At 64.3% G+C, this 17,263-nt stretch carries 14 protein-coding genes; 6 read left to right on the top strand and 8 right to left on the bottom strand.

Annotated elements, in window-relative coordinates; all coding sequences use genetic code 11:
- Positions 1-540: 540 nt before the first annotated feature.
- Entirely contained in the window at positions 541-1,293 is a 753-nt protein-coding gene (locus ACUXH0_RS01240) for an autoinducer binding domain-containing protein (RefSeq protein WP_182593589.1), read from the top strand.
- A 16-nt stretch (positions 1,294-1,309) separates the two neighbouring features.
- Here the strand turns inward: ACUXH0_RS01240 and ACUXH0_RS01235 are convergent, their stop codons facing one another.
- Complete coding sequence (locus ACUXH0_RS01235; protein ID WP_024542340.1) at positions 1,310-3,094, bottom strand: phosphodiesterase; 1,785 nt, start codon at positions 3,092-3,094, stop codon at positions 1,310-1,312.
- A gap of 256 nt (positions 3,095-3,350) precedes the next feature.
- Between ACUXH0_RS01235 and ACUXH0_RS01230 the strand changes: the two genes are divergently transcribed.
- Positions 3,351-4,379, top strand: coding sequence for a MerR family transcriptional regulator (locus ACUXH0_RS01230; protein ID WP_024542341.1), 1,029 nt, complete (start codon positions 3,351-3,353; stop codon positions 4,377-4,379).
- Between the two features lie 120 nt (positions 4,380-4,499).
- On the opposite strand, the gene ACUXH0_RS01225 is transcribed toward ACUXH0_RS01230, so the two are convergent.
- The 5 genes from ACUXH0_RS01225 to ACUXH0_RS01205 form a co-directional block, all read right to left on the bottom strand.
- On the bottom strand, positions 4,500-5,393 hold the full coding sequence (locus tag ACUXH0_RS01225; protein WP_027693601.1) for an MBL fold metallo-hydrolase: 894 nt from the start codon (positions 5,391-5,393) through the stop codon (positions 4,500-4,502).
- 16 nt (positions 5,394-5,409) lie between these two features.
- The gene (locus ACUXH0_RS01220; RefSeq protein ID WP_024542343.1) at positions 5,410-6,771 is read right to left on the bottom strand and encodes an MFS transporter; all 1,362 of its coding nucleotides are present in this window, start codon (positions 6,769-6,771) and stop codon (positions 5,410-5,412) included.
- A gap of 49 nt (positions 6,772-6,820) precedes the next feature.
- On the bottom strand, positions 6,821-7,837 hold the full coding sequence (locus ACUXH0_RS01215) for a succinylglutamate desuccinylase/aspartoacylase family protein (protein ID WP_024542344.1): 1,017 nt from the start codon (positions 7,835-7,837) through the stop codon (positions 6,821-6,823).
- 117 nt (positions 7,838-7,954) lie between these two features.
- Entirely contained in the window at positions 7,955-8,830 is an 876-nt protein-coding gene (locus ACUXH0_RS01210) for a LysR family transcriptional regulator (protein WP_024542345.1), read from the bottom strand.
- Between the two features lie 99 nt (positions 8,831-8,929).
- A complete protein-coding gene (locus ACUXH0_RS01205; protein ID WP_024542346.1) occupies positions 8,930-9,814 on the bottom strand; it encodes an aldo/keto reductase family oxidoreductase in 885 nt (294 codons plus the stop codon).
- Positions 9,815-9,926: 112 nt separating this feature from the next.
- Between ACUXH0_RS01205 and ACUXH0_RS01200 the strand changes: the two genes are divergently transcribed.
- Positions 9,927-10,829, top strand: coding sequence for a LysR family transcriptional regulator (locus tag ACUXH0_RS01200; protein ID WP_182593590.1), 903 nt, complete (start codon positions 9,927-9,929; stop codon positions 10,827-10,829).
- Positions 10,830-10,947: 118 nt separating this feature from the next.
- On the opposite strand, the gene ACUXH0_RS01195 is transcribed toward ACUXH0_RS01200, so the two are convergent.
- A complete protein-coding gene (locus ACUXH0_RS01195) occupies positions 10,948-12,597 on the bottom strand; it encodes an APC family permease (RefSeq protein ID WP_182593591.1) in 1,650 nt (549 codons plus the stop codon).
- A 362-nt stretch (positions 12,598-12,959) separates the two neighbouring features.
- Here ACUXH0_RS01195 and ACUXH0_RS01190 point away from each other — a divergent pair, with 362 nt between their 5' ends.
- Entirely contained in the window at positions 12,960-14,315 is a 1,356-nt protein-coding gene (locus tag ACUXH0_RS01190; RefSeq protein WP_182593592.1) for an MATE family efflux transporter, read from the top strand.
- Between the two features lie 21 nt (positions 14,316-14,336).
- Here ACUXH0_RS01190 and ACUXH0_RS01185 read toward each other — a convergent pair whose 3' ends face one another.
- Positions 14,337-14,933, bottom strand: a complete 597-nt coding sequence (locus ACUXH0_RS01185) for a helix-turn-helix domain-containing protein (protein WP_024542349.1) — start codon at positions 14,931-14,933, stop codon at positions 14,337-14,339.
- 87 nt (positions 14,934-15,020) lie between these two features.
- Here ACUXH0_RS01185 and kbl point away from each other — a divergent pair, with 87 nt between their 5' ends.
- Together kbl and ACUXH0_RS01175 are read left to right on the top strand one after the other, a co-directional pair.
- Complete coding sequence (kbl, locus tag ACUXH0_RS01180) at positions 15,021-16,238, top strand: glycine C-acetyltransferase (RefSeq protein ID WP_024542350.1); 1,218 nt, start codon at positions 15,021-15,023, stop codon at positions 16,236-16,238.
- Positions 16,238-17,221, top strand: a complete 984-nt coding sequence (locus ACUXH0_RS01175) for an NAD-dependent epimerase/dehydratase family protein (protein WP_024542351.1) — start codon at positions 16,238-16,240, stop codon at positions 17,219-17,221. Before kbl ends, ACUXH0_RS01175 begins: the two co-directional genes overlap by 1 nt.
- Positions 17,222-17,263 lie beyond the last annotated feature (42 nt).

Here is a 17,263-nt window from a genome sequence, read left to right as displayed (position 1 = left end):
TATTTTTACTGCGGCGTTTTGTCGCGGAAGAGGGGTGCGCTCCTTGCTGGGTGTCGCGTTATCGCACCACCCCAATGTGGCGCTGGCGCACGCTTTGCGGCGTTTTCGACAGCGCGATGCGCCAACGCGCCCAGAGGCGCACCTGGGGTGCCAGGGGGCTGGCAATGATGGAAGCCGATGATACGAATTTCGCCTACCGGTAGCTTGTAAGAAACACACCCGCGCAAACAGTGGTGGGGGAATGTGGGCATGCCGCGGCTAAAAGTCAGATTCAAATAATGGGCGTGTTTTTGCGCAAAGCCGTTTGGCTATCCATGTATTTATCTCTGTATTGCGCTATTCCAATATTCGAGAAATTCTACTAATTGCATCGGTTATGCACGGCGCGCAATTCGTTTCGGATTATGTATAGTTTAAAAACGCCAGCGATTGCGCTCAGCAAAACACAAGGCCGATCACGCTTTCCGTCCGTTTGAAATGAGGAAGGCCGGTTAGCGGGATGCGCATGGCGATTCAGTGTGTGTTCTGGAGGCCGATGGGATGGGCGCTCACGATCAATTGCCGCATGACCGCGCAACAGCCTGGCGTGCAGCATTGCTGCATCAGTTGAACGGCCTGCGCGATGCCGATGCAGTCATCCGCTGTCTGCAACCGGCGGTGGCACTACTCGGTTTCGACTATTGCGCCTATGCCCTGCGTGCAGCGATTCCGATCACGCGCTTCAACACCCTCTGCTGGAGCACTTACCCGGAGCCCTGGCGCGAGCACTACCGTGTGAACCGCTATTTGGCCATCGACCCGGTGTTGCAGTTTGGGCAGCGCTGCGTCAAGCCCGTGCTGTGGTCCGGCATCGCCACGGCAGACGCGCCGTTCTGGGCGGACGCGCGCCAGCACGGGCTTAACCACGGGTGGTCACACACCATTCGCGACCACACCGGCATCTTCGGCACCTTCAGCCTGGTGCGCCGCGCCACGCCCATCACCGAAGACGAACTGGCCGCCAGCGAGCCCGAAATGATCTGGCTGAGCCAGCGCGCACACGCCAGCATCGGCACGCTCATGGCCGAGAAGGTCTTGCCCGATGCCGCCACGCGCCTGAAAGAGGTTGAACGCCAGACGCTGCACTGGACGGCCGAAGGCAAGACGGCGGCGGAAGTTGCGGCCATCCTGGAGATGACCGAGCGCAACGTGAACTTCCACATCCGCAATGCCGTCACCAAGCTCAATGCCGCCAACAAGACGCATGCCGTGGTGAAGGCCGCGCTACTCGGGCTGATTCCAGCGACGCTGTAGCGTTGTCCGAGATGTGTCAGCCCATGGCCCGCACGGGTTGCGTGGGGCGCATGGCTTCCAGATGGAAACCGCTGTCGCTTTGCTTGGCGCGCCGCTTGGCGAGGGCGGCGGCGGTGCCGATGTCGTCGCTGTTATGTGCGGCGCCGGGCAGCACGTGCAGCGCGCCCACCGCCATGGTCACGAAGCGGAAGAACGCCGGCAGCCCCTTGCGGTCTTCTGCATGCATGCCGCCCGCGGCGCGGTCAGCCGGCGTGTACATGGCGAGCGCGTTGGTGTTGAATGCCGCCATGGCCTGCGTGATGCGCGCCTGCCAGTCGGCGCTCTGGAACAGGATCAGGAAATCGTCCCCGCCCACGTGGCCGAGAAAATCCCGCGTGGGTTCGCATGCGTTGGCCAGCACGGCGGCGGCCATCTTCAGCATCTCGTCGCCCTGCCAATAGCCGTACTGGTCGTTGAAGGGTTTGAAGTGGTTCAGATCCACATAGCAGGCATAGAACTCCGCCCGCGCTTCCAGCAAACGTTCAATATGCAGGTTCAACGGAATATTGCCCGGCAGGAACGTAAGCGGGTTGGCGTAGCGCGCGGCCTCGATGCGGATTTCGGTCACGGTGCGCACCAGTTCTTCGCCGGTGCCCAGGCCCAGGTAGCGGCCATGCTCGGTGATGATGAAGCCGTCGGTCAGGTAGCGCTGGTCTTCGCTCATCAGCAGCGCCGACATGTCTTCCAGCGATGCGGATTTTTCCACCAGAACCGGCTGCCGGTTGGCAAATGCCAGCGCCGGCTTCTTGCCGTACAGCTCGCGGTGGTACGGCATCGCATAGCGGTCGATGAATGCACGGCGCGCGATAAGCGCGAGCGGGCGTTTGTCTTCATCGAGCAGCGCCACGGTGTGCAGATCGGGGTGGCGGTTGAACAGGTGCAGCACGTCGTCGTTGCTGCTGCGCAGGGGCAGGGTGGGTGCCATTCGCAAGAGCTTGCTGGCCGTGATGGCGCGCCAGCCAACGCGCACGGCCTGCGGAAACACCGCAATCTGCGAAGACTGCAGCACGCGCGCCGCCTGGCTCGACATGTCGCTCGTGGGCTTGTCCTGGGGGCGTGCAAGGAAGAAACCCTGTCCGAAGCGGATGCCCAGGTCGCGCACCACGCCCAGTTCGTCCTCGGTTTCCAGCCCTTCGGCAATGATGCTGGTGGCGCCGCCCTTGAGCGTCTGCTGCAGCGTGCGCGCGATGTCCAGCTTGGCTGGATGCTTGGCAATGTCACGCAGGAAATATTTGTCGAGCTTGATGAAGTCGGGCGTGAGTTCGATCAGCAGGTTCAGATTGGCATTGCCGGTGCCGAAATCGTCCAGCGCGCACTGCAGGCCAAAATCGCGTCCCACCGACAGCGCCTCGGCAAAGCTGGCCAGATCATCAATGGGCGTCTGCTCGGTCAGTTCGATGACGATCCGCGACGGATGCAGATCGTGATCGGCAATAGCGTGTAGCAGGCGCGCATGGTCTTGCAGCAACTGCCGCACGCCTTGCGCACTGAAGTTCAGGAACAGCTTGCCCGGCAGACGCATGGCCGAGAAATTGGCGATGGCCAGACGCGCGGCGGTCGTCTCCAGCGCAATCGTGCCCGCGGTGTCCGATGCCGCGGCAAACAGCGCAGCGGGCGACTCCATGGCGGAGCCTGCCGGCCCGCGCAGCAGTGCTTCGTAGCCGAGCACCTCGGTGGTCGACAGGCGGAAGATCGGTTGAAACACCGTGCGCAGCATCTCGGGCGCAATGCCCGCGGGCAAGGGAGTCGGTGAGAAAGTCATGACGTTGGCAGCAGACGCTAGATCGGACATTCTGCTAAACGACCCGCTGAACACAGAGTTGAATGAACTTTTTGTGACGCACGCAGCGGCGCGGGTTCGCGGGACATGGTCCCCACCACAGAGGGGCCCGGTTCAGAATGCCGGAAGCGCCTGCGTCTTCACGGGGCACTGTCCATTGCGATCCATCCACACCGGGCTTGACCCTCACATTGTGTGAGGTCCTAGCCTGTGTCCAAGCCAGAAGACAGGAGCCACCATGTTGTTGAAAGTGGGCGATCTCGCCAAACGCTGCGGCCTCTCGGTGCGCATGCTGCATCACTACGACACCATCGGCCTGCTCACGCCTTCGGCCCGCTCCGACAGCGGTTACCGGCTGTACGACAAGGCTGACGTCGCGCGCCTGCTCCAGATCCAGGCGTTGCGGCGCTTCGGCATGTCGCTGGCCGATGTCGGGGCTTTTCTGGCCAATCCGGACATCCCCTTCACCACGATCGTGGAACGGCAGATCGCGATGCTCGATCAGCAGATCACGCAAGCCAGCGTGCTGCGCGATCGGCTGTTGCGCCTGCACGGCCAGCTCGTGCGCGAGGAGGAGCCCGAATTGACCGAGTGGCTCACGACCTTGGAATGGATGACCATGTACGACAAATATCTTTCGCAGGAAGAACGTGCCCGCGCCGAACGCATGGACGCCGATATGGCCCGTCATGAGCGGTGGGCGGCGCTGGTGTCGACCGTGCAGGATGCGATGAAGCGCCAGGTGGCCTCACGCAGCAGCGAGGCGCAGGCGCTCGCCAAACAATGGATGGCGCTGCTCGCGCAGGATGCGGCGCTGGACCCAATCCTCACGGCCAAGCTGCACACGATGCACATCAACGAGCCGGCGTTGCAGGCGCGCACCGGTATCAGCCTGGCGATGCTCGACTTCATCATGGAGGCGGCCAACGAGACCAAGCTGGCGATCTACGCGAAGTATCTGTCGGCGCAAGAGTTGCAGTTCATGCGTGAGAACTTCGGCAAGCGTGCCAATGAGTGGCCGACCCTCATTGCCGAGGTGCGGCAGCATCTGGCCAAGGGCACGCCGGCGCATGCACCTGCCATGCAGGAGCTTGCGCGGCATTGGATCGCGTTGTTCCGCTCGTATGCAGGGAACGATCCGCAGACGCAGGCCAAGGTGCGCCTGGCGATGGAGCGGGAGCCGGAGCTTTCCGCCAGCCCGTGGATGGGGCCGGACCTGATTGCCTATGTGCGTGAGGCGATGGAGGGACTGATGAAGGCGGCATAGTGGCGCCGCTGCAGACGGCGGGGCGGGTTCCATCGCGTTTCCGTGATGACAGAGGGGCCCGTCAGTCGTTTGCACAATCCACATAGCATGCCGCCGGCCTGTGGCGTGCGGCTGCCAGTGCTACACCTGCGCCTGCGCGTAGCTCCATTCGAAACCGTTTCTTGAACGCTGCACCTTGCCCGCCGATGTTTCCGGAAAATGGGCGGCGAAGACGATTGCATCCGTTTCGGCCGCCCGGTCCAACAGCCAGCGCCGCGAATCACGCGCCTGCGCCTGATCCAGGCAGAACACCGAGTTCCATTCCGGCTGGTGCACCTGGATCGCGCTGTGCATGACGTCGCCAGAGAACAGCGCCGTTTCGCCGCGTGAGCGCATCTCGATCGCCATATGGCCGAAGCTGTGCCCAAACGTGGGCACGAAGCGAATGTCGTCAACGATCTCTTCCCCCGCGTTGCTCACTGCGCGGGCCTGCCCCGCTTCAATCAGCGGCAGCACGCTGTCTTCGAAGACCATGCGCCGCGGTTCGCCTTCAGGCATCGCGAAGAAGTCCCGCTCGCGCTGTCCGAACACATACGTCGCGTTGGGAAAGACCGGCGTCCACCGCCCGTTCTGCCAATGCGTGTTCCAGCCGACATGGTCCACGTGCAGGTGCGTCAGCAGGACGTAATCGACCTGTTCCGGCCGAAAGCCGGCGGCCCCAAAACGCTCGAGCACAGGATTGTCGAGCCGGTCGAACAACGCGCTGAACGGACGCGATTTGCCGTTGCCGATGCCGGTATCGACGACGACGGTGAGCCCGTCGGCCTGCACCACCCACAGATGCGTTTTCAGTGGCACGCGGCGGTTGGTCAGATCAAGGCTCGCGGTGGCAAAGCGCTCGTCGAGCGCGTGGCCCGCTTCTTCGTTCCAGAGCGGGAACAGGCGTTCCGGCGGCAGCGCAAAATCGGTCTCGTCAACGCGTGTGATGGTTGCCGCGCCAACGTGATGGACGGGGGAAGCAGATTTCACCAGCATGACGGTTCTCCAAAAGTCATCGGGCGTTGGCAGCGGGCACCCGCCGTGTCGCAATTGTGTAAAGCACCGCGCTGACCAGCGCAGACACACCGCCCACCACTGCAAGTGCCATTCCCAGGCTGGTGCCAGTTTGCCCCATGCGCTCGTTCAGGTAGCCGACAGACAGCGGGCCGACACCGCCGCTGATTGCATTGGTCATGAACACCAGCAAGGCGAGCGACCGGCCGCGCATGCGATTTGGCATGGCGATCTGCAGCGGCACGGGTGCCAGGCCCATCGCAATGCTGGCGGCAAATGCGCAGACGCCGTAGAGCAGCACCGCAACGCCGCTTTGCACCACCAGCGGCATCGCAATGGCTGCGGGCACCAACACGGCGGCAGCGCACGCCGAGAAGCCCAACACGCGCCGTAATGCCGTCTCGTCGGTGACGCGTGCGGCCAGTATGCCGGCGCATGCGACGCCGAGCATGCCGCCAATCATGTAAGCGGGTGCTGCCATTTGGCCGACCACATTCGGTGCAAGATCAAACCGGCGCATTAACAGCGTCGGAAACCACGCCGCGTGTGAGTAGAACAGCGTGATGAGCGCGACATACGCTGCAAAGTACGCGAGGCAAAAGCGGTTGCGCACGAACAGCTCACTCAGCACGTCTTTGAGCGGTGGCACATCGTCTTCGGCGCGCGCCGCGTGGGCGAGCACTTCACGCCGCTGCGGCTCGCGCACGGTCAGGGCAACGAGCGCGGCCAGCACCAGTCCGGGCAGGCCCACCGCAATGAACACCGCTTGCCAAGGTGCGATGTGGTGCGCGGCAAGCCAGGCATTTGCGCCGCCCGCCGCCGCCGCAGACAACAACATGCCGCCACCGAACAGCGCCAGGCCCCCGCCTACGTACGGCCCGAGCATGAAGACGCTGCTTGCACGCGCGACCCGGCGCGGCGCAAAGATGTCGCTGAAGATCGACAGTGCAGCGGGGCTTAACGCCGCTTCGGCAATGGCAGTGCCGGCACGCGCCACGAGCAGCTCCGGAAAGTTCGTCGCGAATCCGCACGCGGTAGTCGAGATCGCCCAGATGGCGATGCACGCTGCGATCAACTTGACGCGATTGGCCCGATCGACGAGCCGCGCGACAAACACGCCCGCCGTCGCATAGCACATCGTGAAAGAGAAGCCTTGCAGCAAACCGATCTGCGTGTCGCTCAGCGCAAGCGACTGTTTGATCGGCTGCACGAGGATGCTGACGACCTGCCGGTCCAGGTAAGAGAACGCAAAGCACACAAAGAACAGCAGGACGATGTAGACGGGGTGGCCGACATTGCCGGTAACAGGCAGCGGCGCAACGTCATCGGGCGGCTCCGTTGAAAGGGTTTGGGTACGCATCGTGGTCTCCGTATTGTTATGTGGCGAGGTCAACCGAATGGCTGCCCGCTCAGTCGAGATGGGCTTCCGAGGCGAGCAGGGCGATGCAGTCACCCGGCTCCACACGTGCAAACGTACGCATGCACATGACCGTGCCGTCGCCGCGGAACGGGATGTTCTCGGGGGCTGCCCAGGGGCGGTGCGGGTCGAAAAGCCGCCCGGCGAGTTGACCGGCGCGGACTTGGTCGCCCAGGGCGAAGGTCGGCTCGAAGACGCCCGCATGCGCTGCGTACACGTAATGGCGCGCGCCTTCCACGCGCAGAAAGCGCGTCTGTTTTGGCGCTGGCACTGCCGGCTCCGGCATCACGCCAAGCCGATGCAGCACGCGCTGCAGGCCGGCTTCGACAATCGCGAGGTTGTCGGCGTCGCAGCCGGCATGGCCGCCAAACTCTCCGCAGAAGAACAACTTGCCGTGACGCTCGGCGGCAGCCGCGAAGGTCCGGTCTTCGCCAAGCAGATCCATGATCGTGGTGTGCGGTGCGCCAAAGTCGCGCACCAGTTCCAGGTACAGCGCGCGTTGTTCACCGTGCGCCGGTGGGGACGCCAGCAGCGTTGGCAGGTGATCGAACGATGCGCCGCCCGCATGAAGGTCGATCACGACATCTGCCCGCGGCAGCAGTTCGGTCTCGACATAGTGCGCAATCATTTCGGTCGGCTGCCCGTTGCGTACACCGGGAAACATGCGGTTCAGGTTGCCTCGGTCGATGGGGGACGTGCGCGAGCCATTGAGGAAAGCCGGGAAATTCAGCCCCGGGATCACGATCAGTCGGCCGCGCGTCGCCATGGACGGCAGCCGCTGGAGCAGCTTCATCAGGGCGACGGGGCCTTCGTATTCGTCTCCATGATTTCCGCCGGTCAGCAGCACAGTCGGGCCGGTCCCTGCGCCGGCATTGCACACCGCAATGGGGATCGGAATATGCCCGTAGGCGGAGCGGTCATGTGACCACGGCAGGCGCAGCGTCCCGGTCTGGAAGCCGACGCGTTCGAAGTCGATGTCAGTGGCGATGAGCGAGGCAGACGTTGTCATGGCGGCAAGCGTGAAGACGAGGTGTCTTCACTATCGCCGACGCCAAAAAGCGCGGCCAATGCCGATTTCTGCGGCGGCCGATGCCTTGCAGGCATCGCGCTCGGAACGCGCCCGGGTCTACTGCAACTGCGCGATAAAACGCTGGAGTGCCGCGTTGGTGTGCGCCGAAAGGAAACAGAATTCCAGCGGCAGCGGTACCGACAGATCGCGCAGTTCGACAAAGCGCACGCGGGCGGGTGGCCGATGGCGATTGGCGGCGTTGACGATGGCCGCACCCATGCCGGCAGATACGAGCGACAGGATGGCGGTTTCCGTCGATGCTTCCTGCCGGATATCGAGCGTGAGCCCGCGTTCGGCACAGGCTGACAGGAGCCGGTCGTAGTAGGCGGGATAAATGCGGCGCGGAAACGCGATGAAGGGCGTACCGACAAGCTCGCTGGCGAGGACCGCGTGCTCGCTGCCAAGAGACCACGACTGCGGCACCGCCAGCACGACGTTCTGTTCCAGCACGGGCACGCCGGCGATGCTCTGCGGCAACGTGCCGAGGCGGTAACAGAAGCCGCCGTCGAGCTGGCCCGCTGCAATCGCCTCAAATTGCTCCGGCGTATTCATCGGCGTGAGTTCGAGCGCGACGTCGGGCGCGGTCTGCTGGAAGGCGCTGAATGCCTGCGAGACGATGCCGATCCACGCGGCGTTCTCGACAAAGCCGAGCCGCAGCTGGCCATGCACACCGTCTGCAATGCGCCGCGCCAGACGGTTTGCCGCATCGACGCGCGTGAGAATGTCGCGCGCTTCATCAAGGTATGCAGTGCCTGCCGCCGTCAGCTTCAGGCCGCGTGGCGTGCGCTCGAACAGCGCTGCGCCGATGGCGTCTTCAAGGTCCTGGATCTGGCGCGAGATGGCCGGCTGCGTGACGTGCAACTGCTCTGAAGCGGCCCGCACGCTGCGCAGCTCGGCCACAGCGATGAAATACCGAAGATGCCGAAGCTCCATGATGGTCCCGCGCAGTCAGGTCGTCGGCAATGATAGTGCAGCACCTGAGCCAAATCGACGGGGTGCTGCTGGCATGGCGCGGCGCCGTCATGCGCAGTATCACGCCGCCTGGTGCGAGGCATGTGCGACGGCGTCGAGTTCGCGCATCACGTCTTCCGGCAACGTCATCGCCGCTGCGCCCAGGTTCTCGCGCAGGTGGGCGACCGACGAGGTGCCCGGGATCACCAGGATGTTCGGCGACCGGTGCAGCAGCCAGGCGAGTGCGGTCTGCATGGGTGTTGCACCCAGCCGCGCCGCGACATCGTTGAGCGTGGACGACTGCAGCGGGCTGAACCCACCCAGCGGGAAGTACGGGACATACGCAATGCCGTCGCGGGCCAGTGCATCGATCAGCGCGTCGTCGTTTCTGTGGGCGAGGTTGTAGTGGTTCTGCACGCAGACGATCTCGCAGATCCGCCGTCCTTCTGCGATCTGGTTGGCCGTGACGTTGCTCAGCCCGATATGCCGCACCAGCCCCTGCCGTTGCAGTTCGGCCAGGGCCGTGAGGGGCGCCTCGATCGACCCTTCGGCGGGGCCGTGCGTGTCGAACATGATTCGCAGGTTCACCACGTCCAGCACCTCCACGCCGAGGTTGCGCAGGTTGTCGTGCACCGCTTCGGTCAGCGCCTGCGCAGAAAACGCCGGCAGCCACGCACCCTTCGAGTCACGCCGGGCACCGATCTTGGTGACGATGAGCAGGTCGTCGCGATACGGATGCAACGCTTCGCGGATCAATTGATTCGTGATGTGCGGGCCGTAGAAATCGCTCGTGTCGATGTGGTTGATGCCCGAGGCAACGGCTTCACGCAATACGGCCAGCGCGGCGTCGCGGTCCTTGGGTGGGCCGAAGACGCCGGGGCCGGCGAGCTGCATGGCGCCATAGCCGAGGCGGCGCACCTGGTGGCCGCCGATGGAAAACGTGCCGGACTGAACGATGAGAGACATGGTCACACTCCTGTGTCGAAGATCGAAGAAGAAAGGGTGACAGCAGATTAGGTGCAAGCGCGGTGCGCGATAAGGGGACATAATCCGCACGGGTTGTGCGAAAAGGCGAACAATGAAAATCGATCTGGGTGATCTGAATGCCTTCGCGGCGGTGGCGCAGGCCAAGGGCTTCCGCGAAGGTGCAAGACTGATGGGCGCGAGCGCATCCGGGCTCAGCGAGGCGGTGCGGCGGCTGGAGACGCAGCTCGGTGTGCGCCTGCTGAACCGCACCACGCGCAGCGTCTCACCCACCGAAGCGGGGCAGCGTCTGCTGAGCCGCCTGCGGCCGGCCTTGAGCGAGGTGGAAGCCGCGCTCGATGTCGTCAACAGTTTCCGCGAAAGGCCGGCCGGCACGCTAAAGCTCAATGTGCCGATGAGCGCCGCGCGGCTCGTGTTGCCCGCCATCATCCCGGGCTTTCTCGACGCCTATCCCGAGATACAGCTGGAGGTCGTGGCGGAAGAGAGCTTTGTTGACATCCTGGCTGCGGGTTTCGACGCAGGCATCCGTTATGACGAGCGGCTCGAACAGGACATGATCGCCGTTCCGATCGGCCCGCGATCGCAGCGCTTCGCAACGGCAGCGGCACCCGGCTATCTCGATCGACGCGGCCGCCCAAACCATCCGCGCGACCCGCTGGACCACGCTTGCCTGCGTGGGCGATTTGCGAGCGGCGCCATGCCGCCGTGGGAGTTCGAGCGCGACGGTGAAGTGGTCAATGTTGACCCATCGGGCCCGCTGCTCGTCCGTATTGGGGGCGCGATCGATCTTGTCGTGGACGCCGCTGTTGCCGGCGTCGGCGTCGTGCATCTCTACGAAGACTGGCTGCGTCCACATTTGGCCAGCGGGGCGCTCGAGCCAGTGCTCGAGGCATGGTGGCGTCCGTTCCCAGGGCCGTATCTCTACTATCCGGGGCGGCGGCTTGTGCCGGCTCCGCTCAGGGCGTTCATTGATTTCGTCAAGGCCGGTTCGGACTAGGACGCGATCCCAGCTTTAGCGGCCGTGGCTCTCGCTGCGGCATCACCGCAACAGTGCAAGAAAAAACGCCCGCCGGCAGAACCGGTCGGGCGTTTTTCTCCAGCGTGCAACAACGGTGTCAGACGCCTTGCGGGACTTCGCGCGGTGCACGCTTGCGGCTGCGCACCTCGGTCTGCTCTTCGTGCACGCTGTCCACCTCATCCAGGTAGCGCGTGTGCCAGCCGCTGGCCACGCCCCAGTGGTAGAAGAACAACGAGAGCACCGCCACGATGCCCATGTCCCAGCCGTACGGGATGTAGCCGTGGCCGCCGAACTCCGTGCTGCCGCAGTACGACAGCGCGGCGATGGTCGGCAGGTAGGCGATCATCCACCACGCGCCCTTGAGTTCGGTCTTGAAGTCGGGCCAGCCGGCCTTGGCCTGGTAATAGAAGTACACGGGCAGGGCCACCAGCATCAGCACGATGATCTCTCCGGTCAGCGGCCACTTGGCCCAGTACAGGATGAGCGATGCGCACACAAACGCAAACGGCGCGATGAGCGACAGCCCCGGCAGACGCAGCGGACGATGCAGCTGCGGCGAAGTGCGGCGCAGTGACATCACGCTGATCGGGCCGGTCAGGTACGAGATGACCGTCGCCACCGAGATGACAGCAGCCAGCGCGCCCCAGCCGCGGAAGAAAAACAGGAAGATGAACGACACCGCCAGGTTGAACCACATGGCCGGACGCGACACGCCAAACAGCGGATGCACGCGGCCGAAGACGGCCGGCATGGTGTTGTTGCGCTCCATCGCGTAGATCATGCGCGTGGTGGTGGCCATGTACGTGCTGCCGGTGCCCGACGGGCTGACGAAGGCATCGATATACAGCACGATGGCCAGCCAGTTCAGGTTCAGCGCAATCGCCAACTGTGCGAACGGCGAGTGGTAGTCAATGCCGTGCCAGCCGCCCACCAGCGCCTCAGGCGGCACCGCACCCAGGAAGGCCACCTGCAGCGCCACGTAAATCACTGCGGCCAGCAGGATCGACCCGATCACCGCGATGGGCACGTTGCGGCCCGGGTTGCGTGCCTCGCCCGCCAGGTTGATCGGGCTCTGGAAACCGTTGAACGCAAACACGATGCCGCTGGTGGCAATGGCGGTCAGCACGGCAGACCAGCCGTACGGCGCAAAGCCCTGTCCTGCCACATTCGCGCCCGTGCTCATGCCAAAGTTGCCTGGGTGGAAGCCCGCGGCAACCAGCGCCACCGCCGTCGCGGCCGGAATGATGAACTTGAAGATCGTGATGGCGTTGTTCGCCTTGGCAAATACCTTCACGCCCCAGTAGTTGAGCAGGAAGTACACGACGACGAGCACTGCCGACAGCACTAGCCCAGGCGGCGTCAGCTCACCGTGCTGGAACAGCGACTGCGCCCAGGGCCACGGCCAGCTGCTCATGTACTGGATGGACGCCTCGGCTTCGATGGGGATGACGGTGACGATGGCGATCCAGTTGGCCCAGGCCGCCACGAAGCCTACCAGCGAGCCATGCGAGTAGCGTGCATAGCGCACCATGCCGCCCGATTCCGGAAACATTGCGCCCAGTTCGGAATACGTCAGGGCAATGGCCAGGATGACGATGGCGCCGATGATCCAGGTAAAGATGGCTGCGGGGCCCGCGACCTTTGCAGCGTGGCCGGCGCCGAACAGCCAGCCGGAGCCGATGATCGAGCCCAACCCGGTCAACATCAATGCCCAGGCGCCGAGATTGCGTTGTACGTTTTTTTCCAAGAGGAGTCTCCGCCCCGGCGAGTCGGAAGTTCGACAGGGCACCGCGGTTTGCTTACCAGTCCGCTTAGTTCTACCGAGGCGACGCTGTTTGGGCGCCGCCCGCCGTCCCATGTGGTGGGTCTCACCAGCCCAGGACATGCGTGTGCTGGGTGACGCGTAGCATCAACCGCACCTGTCCGGCCGCGATGAAAGGCAAAACACGGTGTCTGCCTTCCGGGGGGATTCGCGTATAGTCATCGGCGACGTTGTGCGGGGTACCACACTTGCCGCCCGATTCCGGAGCCCGCAATGGGGCGCAATGATAGCGAAATCGTGAGCGGTTGCACCGCCTTTTTCATCGTTCCTCGCAGTTTTTCCTCCCTATGGAGTCCTCTTTCGCCCCTTCGGTTGCACCTGCGTCACCCGCGCGGTGGCACCGGCGCGTGCTGACGCTGGCGTTTCCCATCGTGCTGGCCAATCTGACGCAGCCGATCCTGTCGGCCGTGGATACCGCCGTGGCGGGGCACTTGCCGGGGCCGGAATACATCGGCGGCGTGGCGCTGGACGGGGTCTTCTTCAACTTCGTGTTCTGGGGGTTTGGCTTCTTGCGCATGGGCACCACGGGGCTGGTGTCGCAGGCACACGGCGCGGGCGACACACAGGCGTTGCGGGCGAGCGTGGTGCGCGCGCTGCTACTGGCCTTTGCCATTGGAGCGGTATTGCTGGTGCTGCAGGTGCCGGCGATCCGGATCACGCTGGCGCTGCTCGGTGCGAGCGAATCCGTCACCCGCATGGCCGAGGTGTATTGCCACACACGCATCTGGTCGGCGCCGTTTGCACTGGCCAACTACGTGGTGCTCGGTACGCTGCTCGGGCGACAGCAGGTGCGGCGGGCGTTGCTGCTGCAGGTGTTCATCAACACCGTCAACATGTTGGCCGTGCTGACCCTCGTGCTGGGTGCCCGCATGGGCGTCGGCGGTATTGGCGCCGCAACGGCGCTGGCTGATATCGCAGGGTTTGGGCTCGGCATGCTGCTGCTCTGGCTGCAACGGCCCACTGGTCTGCCGCCGCTCACGCGCGCCGAACTGCTTGCCCGCAACGCTTGGCGCCGCCTGATGGGGCTGAACACCGACATTTTCCTGCGCACGCTTTGCCTTTTGGCTGCCTTCGGCTGGTTTGCCCACGCAGGGGCCAAGCAGGGCGATGTCGTGCTGGCCGCCAACGCGCTGCTGCTCAACTTCCTGACCTTCATGGCTTACGGGCTGGACGGCTTTGCGCACGCGGCCGAAGCCCTGGTGGGCGCCGCCATAGGCGCGCGGGACCGTGCTGCGCTGCGCATGGCGGTTCAGGTGTCGACGTTCTGGTCATTGCTGGGCGCGGCGCTCTTTGCCGCCGTGTACGCGCTGGCGGGCGCCGGCATCATCGGCGTGCTGACCGATCAGGCCGCCGTGCGTGAAGCCGCGCGCCACTATTTGGTGTGGGCAGCGTTGCTGCCGATCGTGTCGGTATGGGGCTTCCAGTTTGACGGGGTGTTCATCGGCGCGACGCGCACGCGTGAACTGTTGGTGACGATGGCCGTGGCGGCTGCCGCGTTCTTGGGCTTGTCAGTCACGCTGCAGCCGCTGTGGGGCAACCACGGGCTGTGGTTGTCGATGCTGGGGTTCATGGCGCTGCGCGGGCTGATGCTCGGGGTGCTGCTGCCGCGCGTGTGGCGCGCGCCTGAACTGCAGGCAGCCTAGGCAGCAGCCGATCTGCAGCGCTTACTGCGCGTATTCCACCACCAGCAACGCCGTCGCCACCGTCTTGCCGGCGTTTGAGATGGCGTGCTGCACATCCCCCGGATAGCGCGCCGATTCCCCATGCCGCACCTTCTTCTCGCTCGGGCCGGATTGCACCGTCACCGTGCCGCTCAGCACCGAGATGTGCTCCTTCGAGCCCAGCTCGTGCGGCTCTGACGCCAGCACGCCGCCGGGCTGGATCGCCAGTTCATACCATTCAAAGCGCGCTGCCAGGTCGACGGGGCCAAGAATCTTCAATTCGCACTTGCCATCCGGGCTTTTGATGACTGGGATGGAGTGAGCGGGGATGACCGTTACCGCGGGCGCCGCATCGGCCGTGCCTTCGGGCGACAGAAAATCGGCCAGCCCCACGCCAAGCGCGGTGGCCAGGCGCCACAGCACGGCGACAGTCGGGTTGGCCAGGTTGCGCTCCACCTGCGAGAGCATGGATTTGGACACACCTGCGCGCCGCGACAGTTCATCGAGCGACAGCTTGCGTGCCTGACGCAGCGCCTGCAGCTTGGCGCCAACGGCGGGCGGGCCGTTGGCAAGGACTTCGGTGGCGGGGGCTTGTGCCATCGGGTGGTATCTTGTAAATTGAACAAATTATTCGATATATCGAACATGTTCGATTTATCGATCAACGCAGTCTACAGGAGCAGCACCATGGGGACAACGCAGGCCAGCGCTACGACCGACGCCTTCTACGCGCACATCCGCCGTGAACTGGACGCCATCGAGGAAGCCGGTCTCTACAAGACCGAGCGCATCATCACCTCGCCGCAGGGCGCTGTGATCCGCACGGCGGACGGCAAGGAGGTCATCAACCTCTGCGCCAACAACTACCTCGGCTTGTCGTCGCACCCGGAGGTGCTCAAGGCGGCGCACGAGGCGCTCGACACGCACGGCTTTGGCCTCAGCTCGGTGCGCTTCATTTGCGGCACGCAAGACCTGCACAAGACGCTGGAAGCGCGGCTGGCGAAGTTTCTCGGCACCGAAGACACGATCCTCTACGGCTCGGCGTTCGACGCCAACGGCGGGCTGTTCGAAACGCTGCTCGGCGCTGAAGACGCGGTCATCAGCGACGAGCTGAACCACGCGTCCATCATCGATGGCATCCGCCTGTGCAAGGCGCAGCGCTATCGCTACAAGCACAACGATCTGGACGACCTGCGCTCGCAATTGCAGGCCGCTGACGCGGCGGGCGCGCGCTTCAAGCTTGTGTTTACCGACGGCGTGTTCTCGATGGACGGCACCATCGCCCGGCTGGATGAGATCCGCGCCATCTGCGATGAATTCGGTGCGCTGCTGGGCATTGATGAATGCCATGCCACGGGCTTTCTCGGCAAGCGGGGGCGCGGCTCGCACGAACACCGCGGCGTGTTTGGCAAGATCGACATCATCACCGGCACGCTGGGCAAGGGCCTGGGCGGTGCATCGGGCGGCTTCACGAGTGCGCGCAAGGAAGTGGTGGCACTGCTGCGCCAGCGTTCGCGGCCGTATCTGTTCTCGAACACGGTGGCGCCGTGCATTGTCGGGGCCACCATCAAGGTGCTCGATCTGCTGGAAGCCGACACCGCGCTGCGCGACAAGCTGGAAGACAGCGCGCTGTATTTCCGCCGCAAGATCGTCGAACTAGGCTTCGATATCAAGCCGGGCGACCATCCCATCGTGCCGATCATGGTGTACGACGCACAGAAGGCGCAGGCATTGTCCAAACGCCTGCTCGAGTTGGGCGTCTACGTGGTCGGCTTCTTCTACCCGGTGGTGCCCAAGGGGCAGGCGCGCATCCGCGTGCAGATCAGCGCAGTGCACGAGCGCGTGCAACTCGATGCGGCGCTCAAGGCGTTTGAAACCGCCGGCAAGGAACTGGGGATTATCTGATGAGCACCGGTATCAGCGCGAATGTTGGAACGGCGCCGCGCATCCTCATCATCGGCGCCAACGGGCAATTGGGGACGGAGCTGGCCGCTGCGTTGGCCGAGCGCTACGGCAACGGCAACGTGGTGACCAGCGACATGGTGCCCCGGGGCCGCCACCCGCAGATCCGCCACGAAACGCTGGATGTGACCGATCGCGGCCAGCTGCGCGAGATCATCGAGCGCCACGGCATCACGCAGATCTATCACCTGGCGGCGGCGCTGTCGGCCGCGGCAGAGCAATCGCCCACGTGGGGCTGGGCGCTCAATATGAATGGCTTGCTGAACGTGCTGGAAGCGGCGCGCAATCATCAGCTTGAGCGGATCTTCTGGCCCAGCTCGATCGCCGCGTTCGGGCCCACCACCCCTGCGGACAACACGCCGCAGAGCACGATCATGGAGCCCAGGACCGTCTACGGCATTTCGAAGCTGGCGGGAGAAGGCTGGTGCCGCTGGTATTTCGAGCACCACGGCGTGGACGTGCGCAGCCTGCGTTATCCGGGCCTGATCTCGTACAAGACCGCGCCGGGCGGCGGCACGACGGACTACGCCATCGACATCTTCCACTCGGCCGTCAAGGGCGAGCGTTATACGTGCTTCCTTGAGCACGACGAGGCGCTCCCCATGATGTACATGCCCGACGCCGTGCGCGCCACGATCGAGTTGATGGAGGCGCCCGCCGAACGCATCAGCGAGCGCGGTAGCTACAACCTGGCAGGCGTGAGCTTTACGCCGGCGCAGCTGGCTGCGGAGATCCGCCGGCACCGTCCGTCGTTCGAGGTGGCTTACGCGCCGGATTTCCGCCAGGCGATTGCGGCCAGCTGGCCCAATTCCATCGACGACTCGGTTGCCCGGCGCGATTGGGGCTGGAAGCCCGAATACGGTGTGGCAGAGATGACGGCCGACATGCTGCAGAACCTGGGGCACTTGGCTGCGCACCCCGCCTAGCCAGTTTCAGTCAGCGGAATTGCGGGCATTGCACGGCGCTGT

The sequence above is a fragment of the Ralstonia sp. 110700041-2 genome, from assembly GCF_056280165.1.
This window is presented reverse-complemented; position numbering and strand designations above follow the sequence as displayed.

Bases quoted from the DNA above. Each gene is read 5' to 3' on its own strand.
- ACUXH0_RS01240 (WP_182593589.1), top strand. From the start codon at position 541: ATGGGCGCTCACGATCAATTGCCGCATGACCGCGCAACAGCCTGGCGT.
- ACUXH0_RS01235 (WP_024542340.1), bottom strand. From the start codon at position 3,094: ATGACTTTCTCACCGACTCCCTTGCCCGCGGGCATTGCGCCCGAGATG.
- ACUXH0_RS01230 (WP_024542341.1), top strand. From the start codon at position 3,351: ATGTTGTTGAAAGTGGGCGATCTCGCCAAACGCTGCGGCCTCTCGGTG.
- ACUXH0_RS01225 (WP_027693601.1), bottom strand. From the start codon at position 5,393: ATGCTGGTGAAATCTGCTTCCCCCGTCCATCACGTTGGCGCGGCAACC.
- ACUXH0_RS01220 (WP_024542343.1), bottom strand. From the start codon at position 6,771: ATGCGTACCCAAACCCTTTCAACGGAGCCGCCCGATGACGTTGCGCCG.
- ACUXH0_RS01215 (WP_024542344.1), bottom strand. From the start codon at position 7,837: ATGACAACGTCTGCCTCGCTCATCGCCACTGACATCGACTTCGAACGC.
- ACUXH0_RS01210 (WP_024542345.1), bottom strand. From the start codon at position 8,830: ATGGAGCTTCGGCATCTTCGGTATTTCATCGCTGTGGCCGAGCTGCGC.
- ACUXH0_RS01205 (WP_024542346.1), bottom strand. From the start codon at position 9,814: ATGTCTCTCATCGTTCAGTCCGGCACGTTTTCCATCGGCGGCCACCAG.
- ACUXH0_RS01200 (WP_182593590.1), top strand. From the start codon at position 9,927: ATGAAAATCGATCTGGGTGATCTGAATGCCTTCGCGGCGGTGGCGCAG.
- ACUXH0_RS01190 (WP_182593592.1), top strand. From the start codon at position 12,960: ATGGAGTCCTCTTTCGCCCCTTCGGTTGCACCTGCGTCACCCGCGCGG.
- ACUXH0_RS01185 (WP_024542349.1), bottom strand. From the start codon at position 14,933: ATGGCACAAGCCCCCGCCACCGAAGTCCTTGCCAACGGCCCGCCCGCC.
- kbl (WP_024542350.1), top strand. From the start codon at position 15,021: ATGGGGACAACGCAGGCCAGCGCTACGACCGACGCCTTCTACGCGCAC.
- ACUXH0_RS01175 (WP_024542351.1), top strand. From the start codon at position 16,238: ATGAGCACCGGTATCAGCGCGAATGTTGGAACGGCGCCGCGCATCCTC.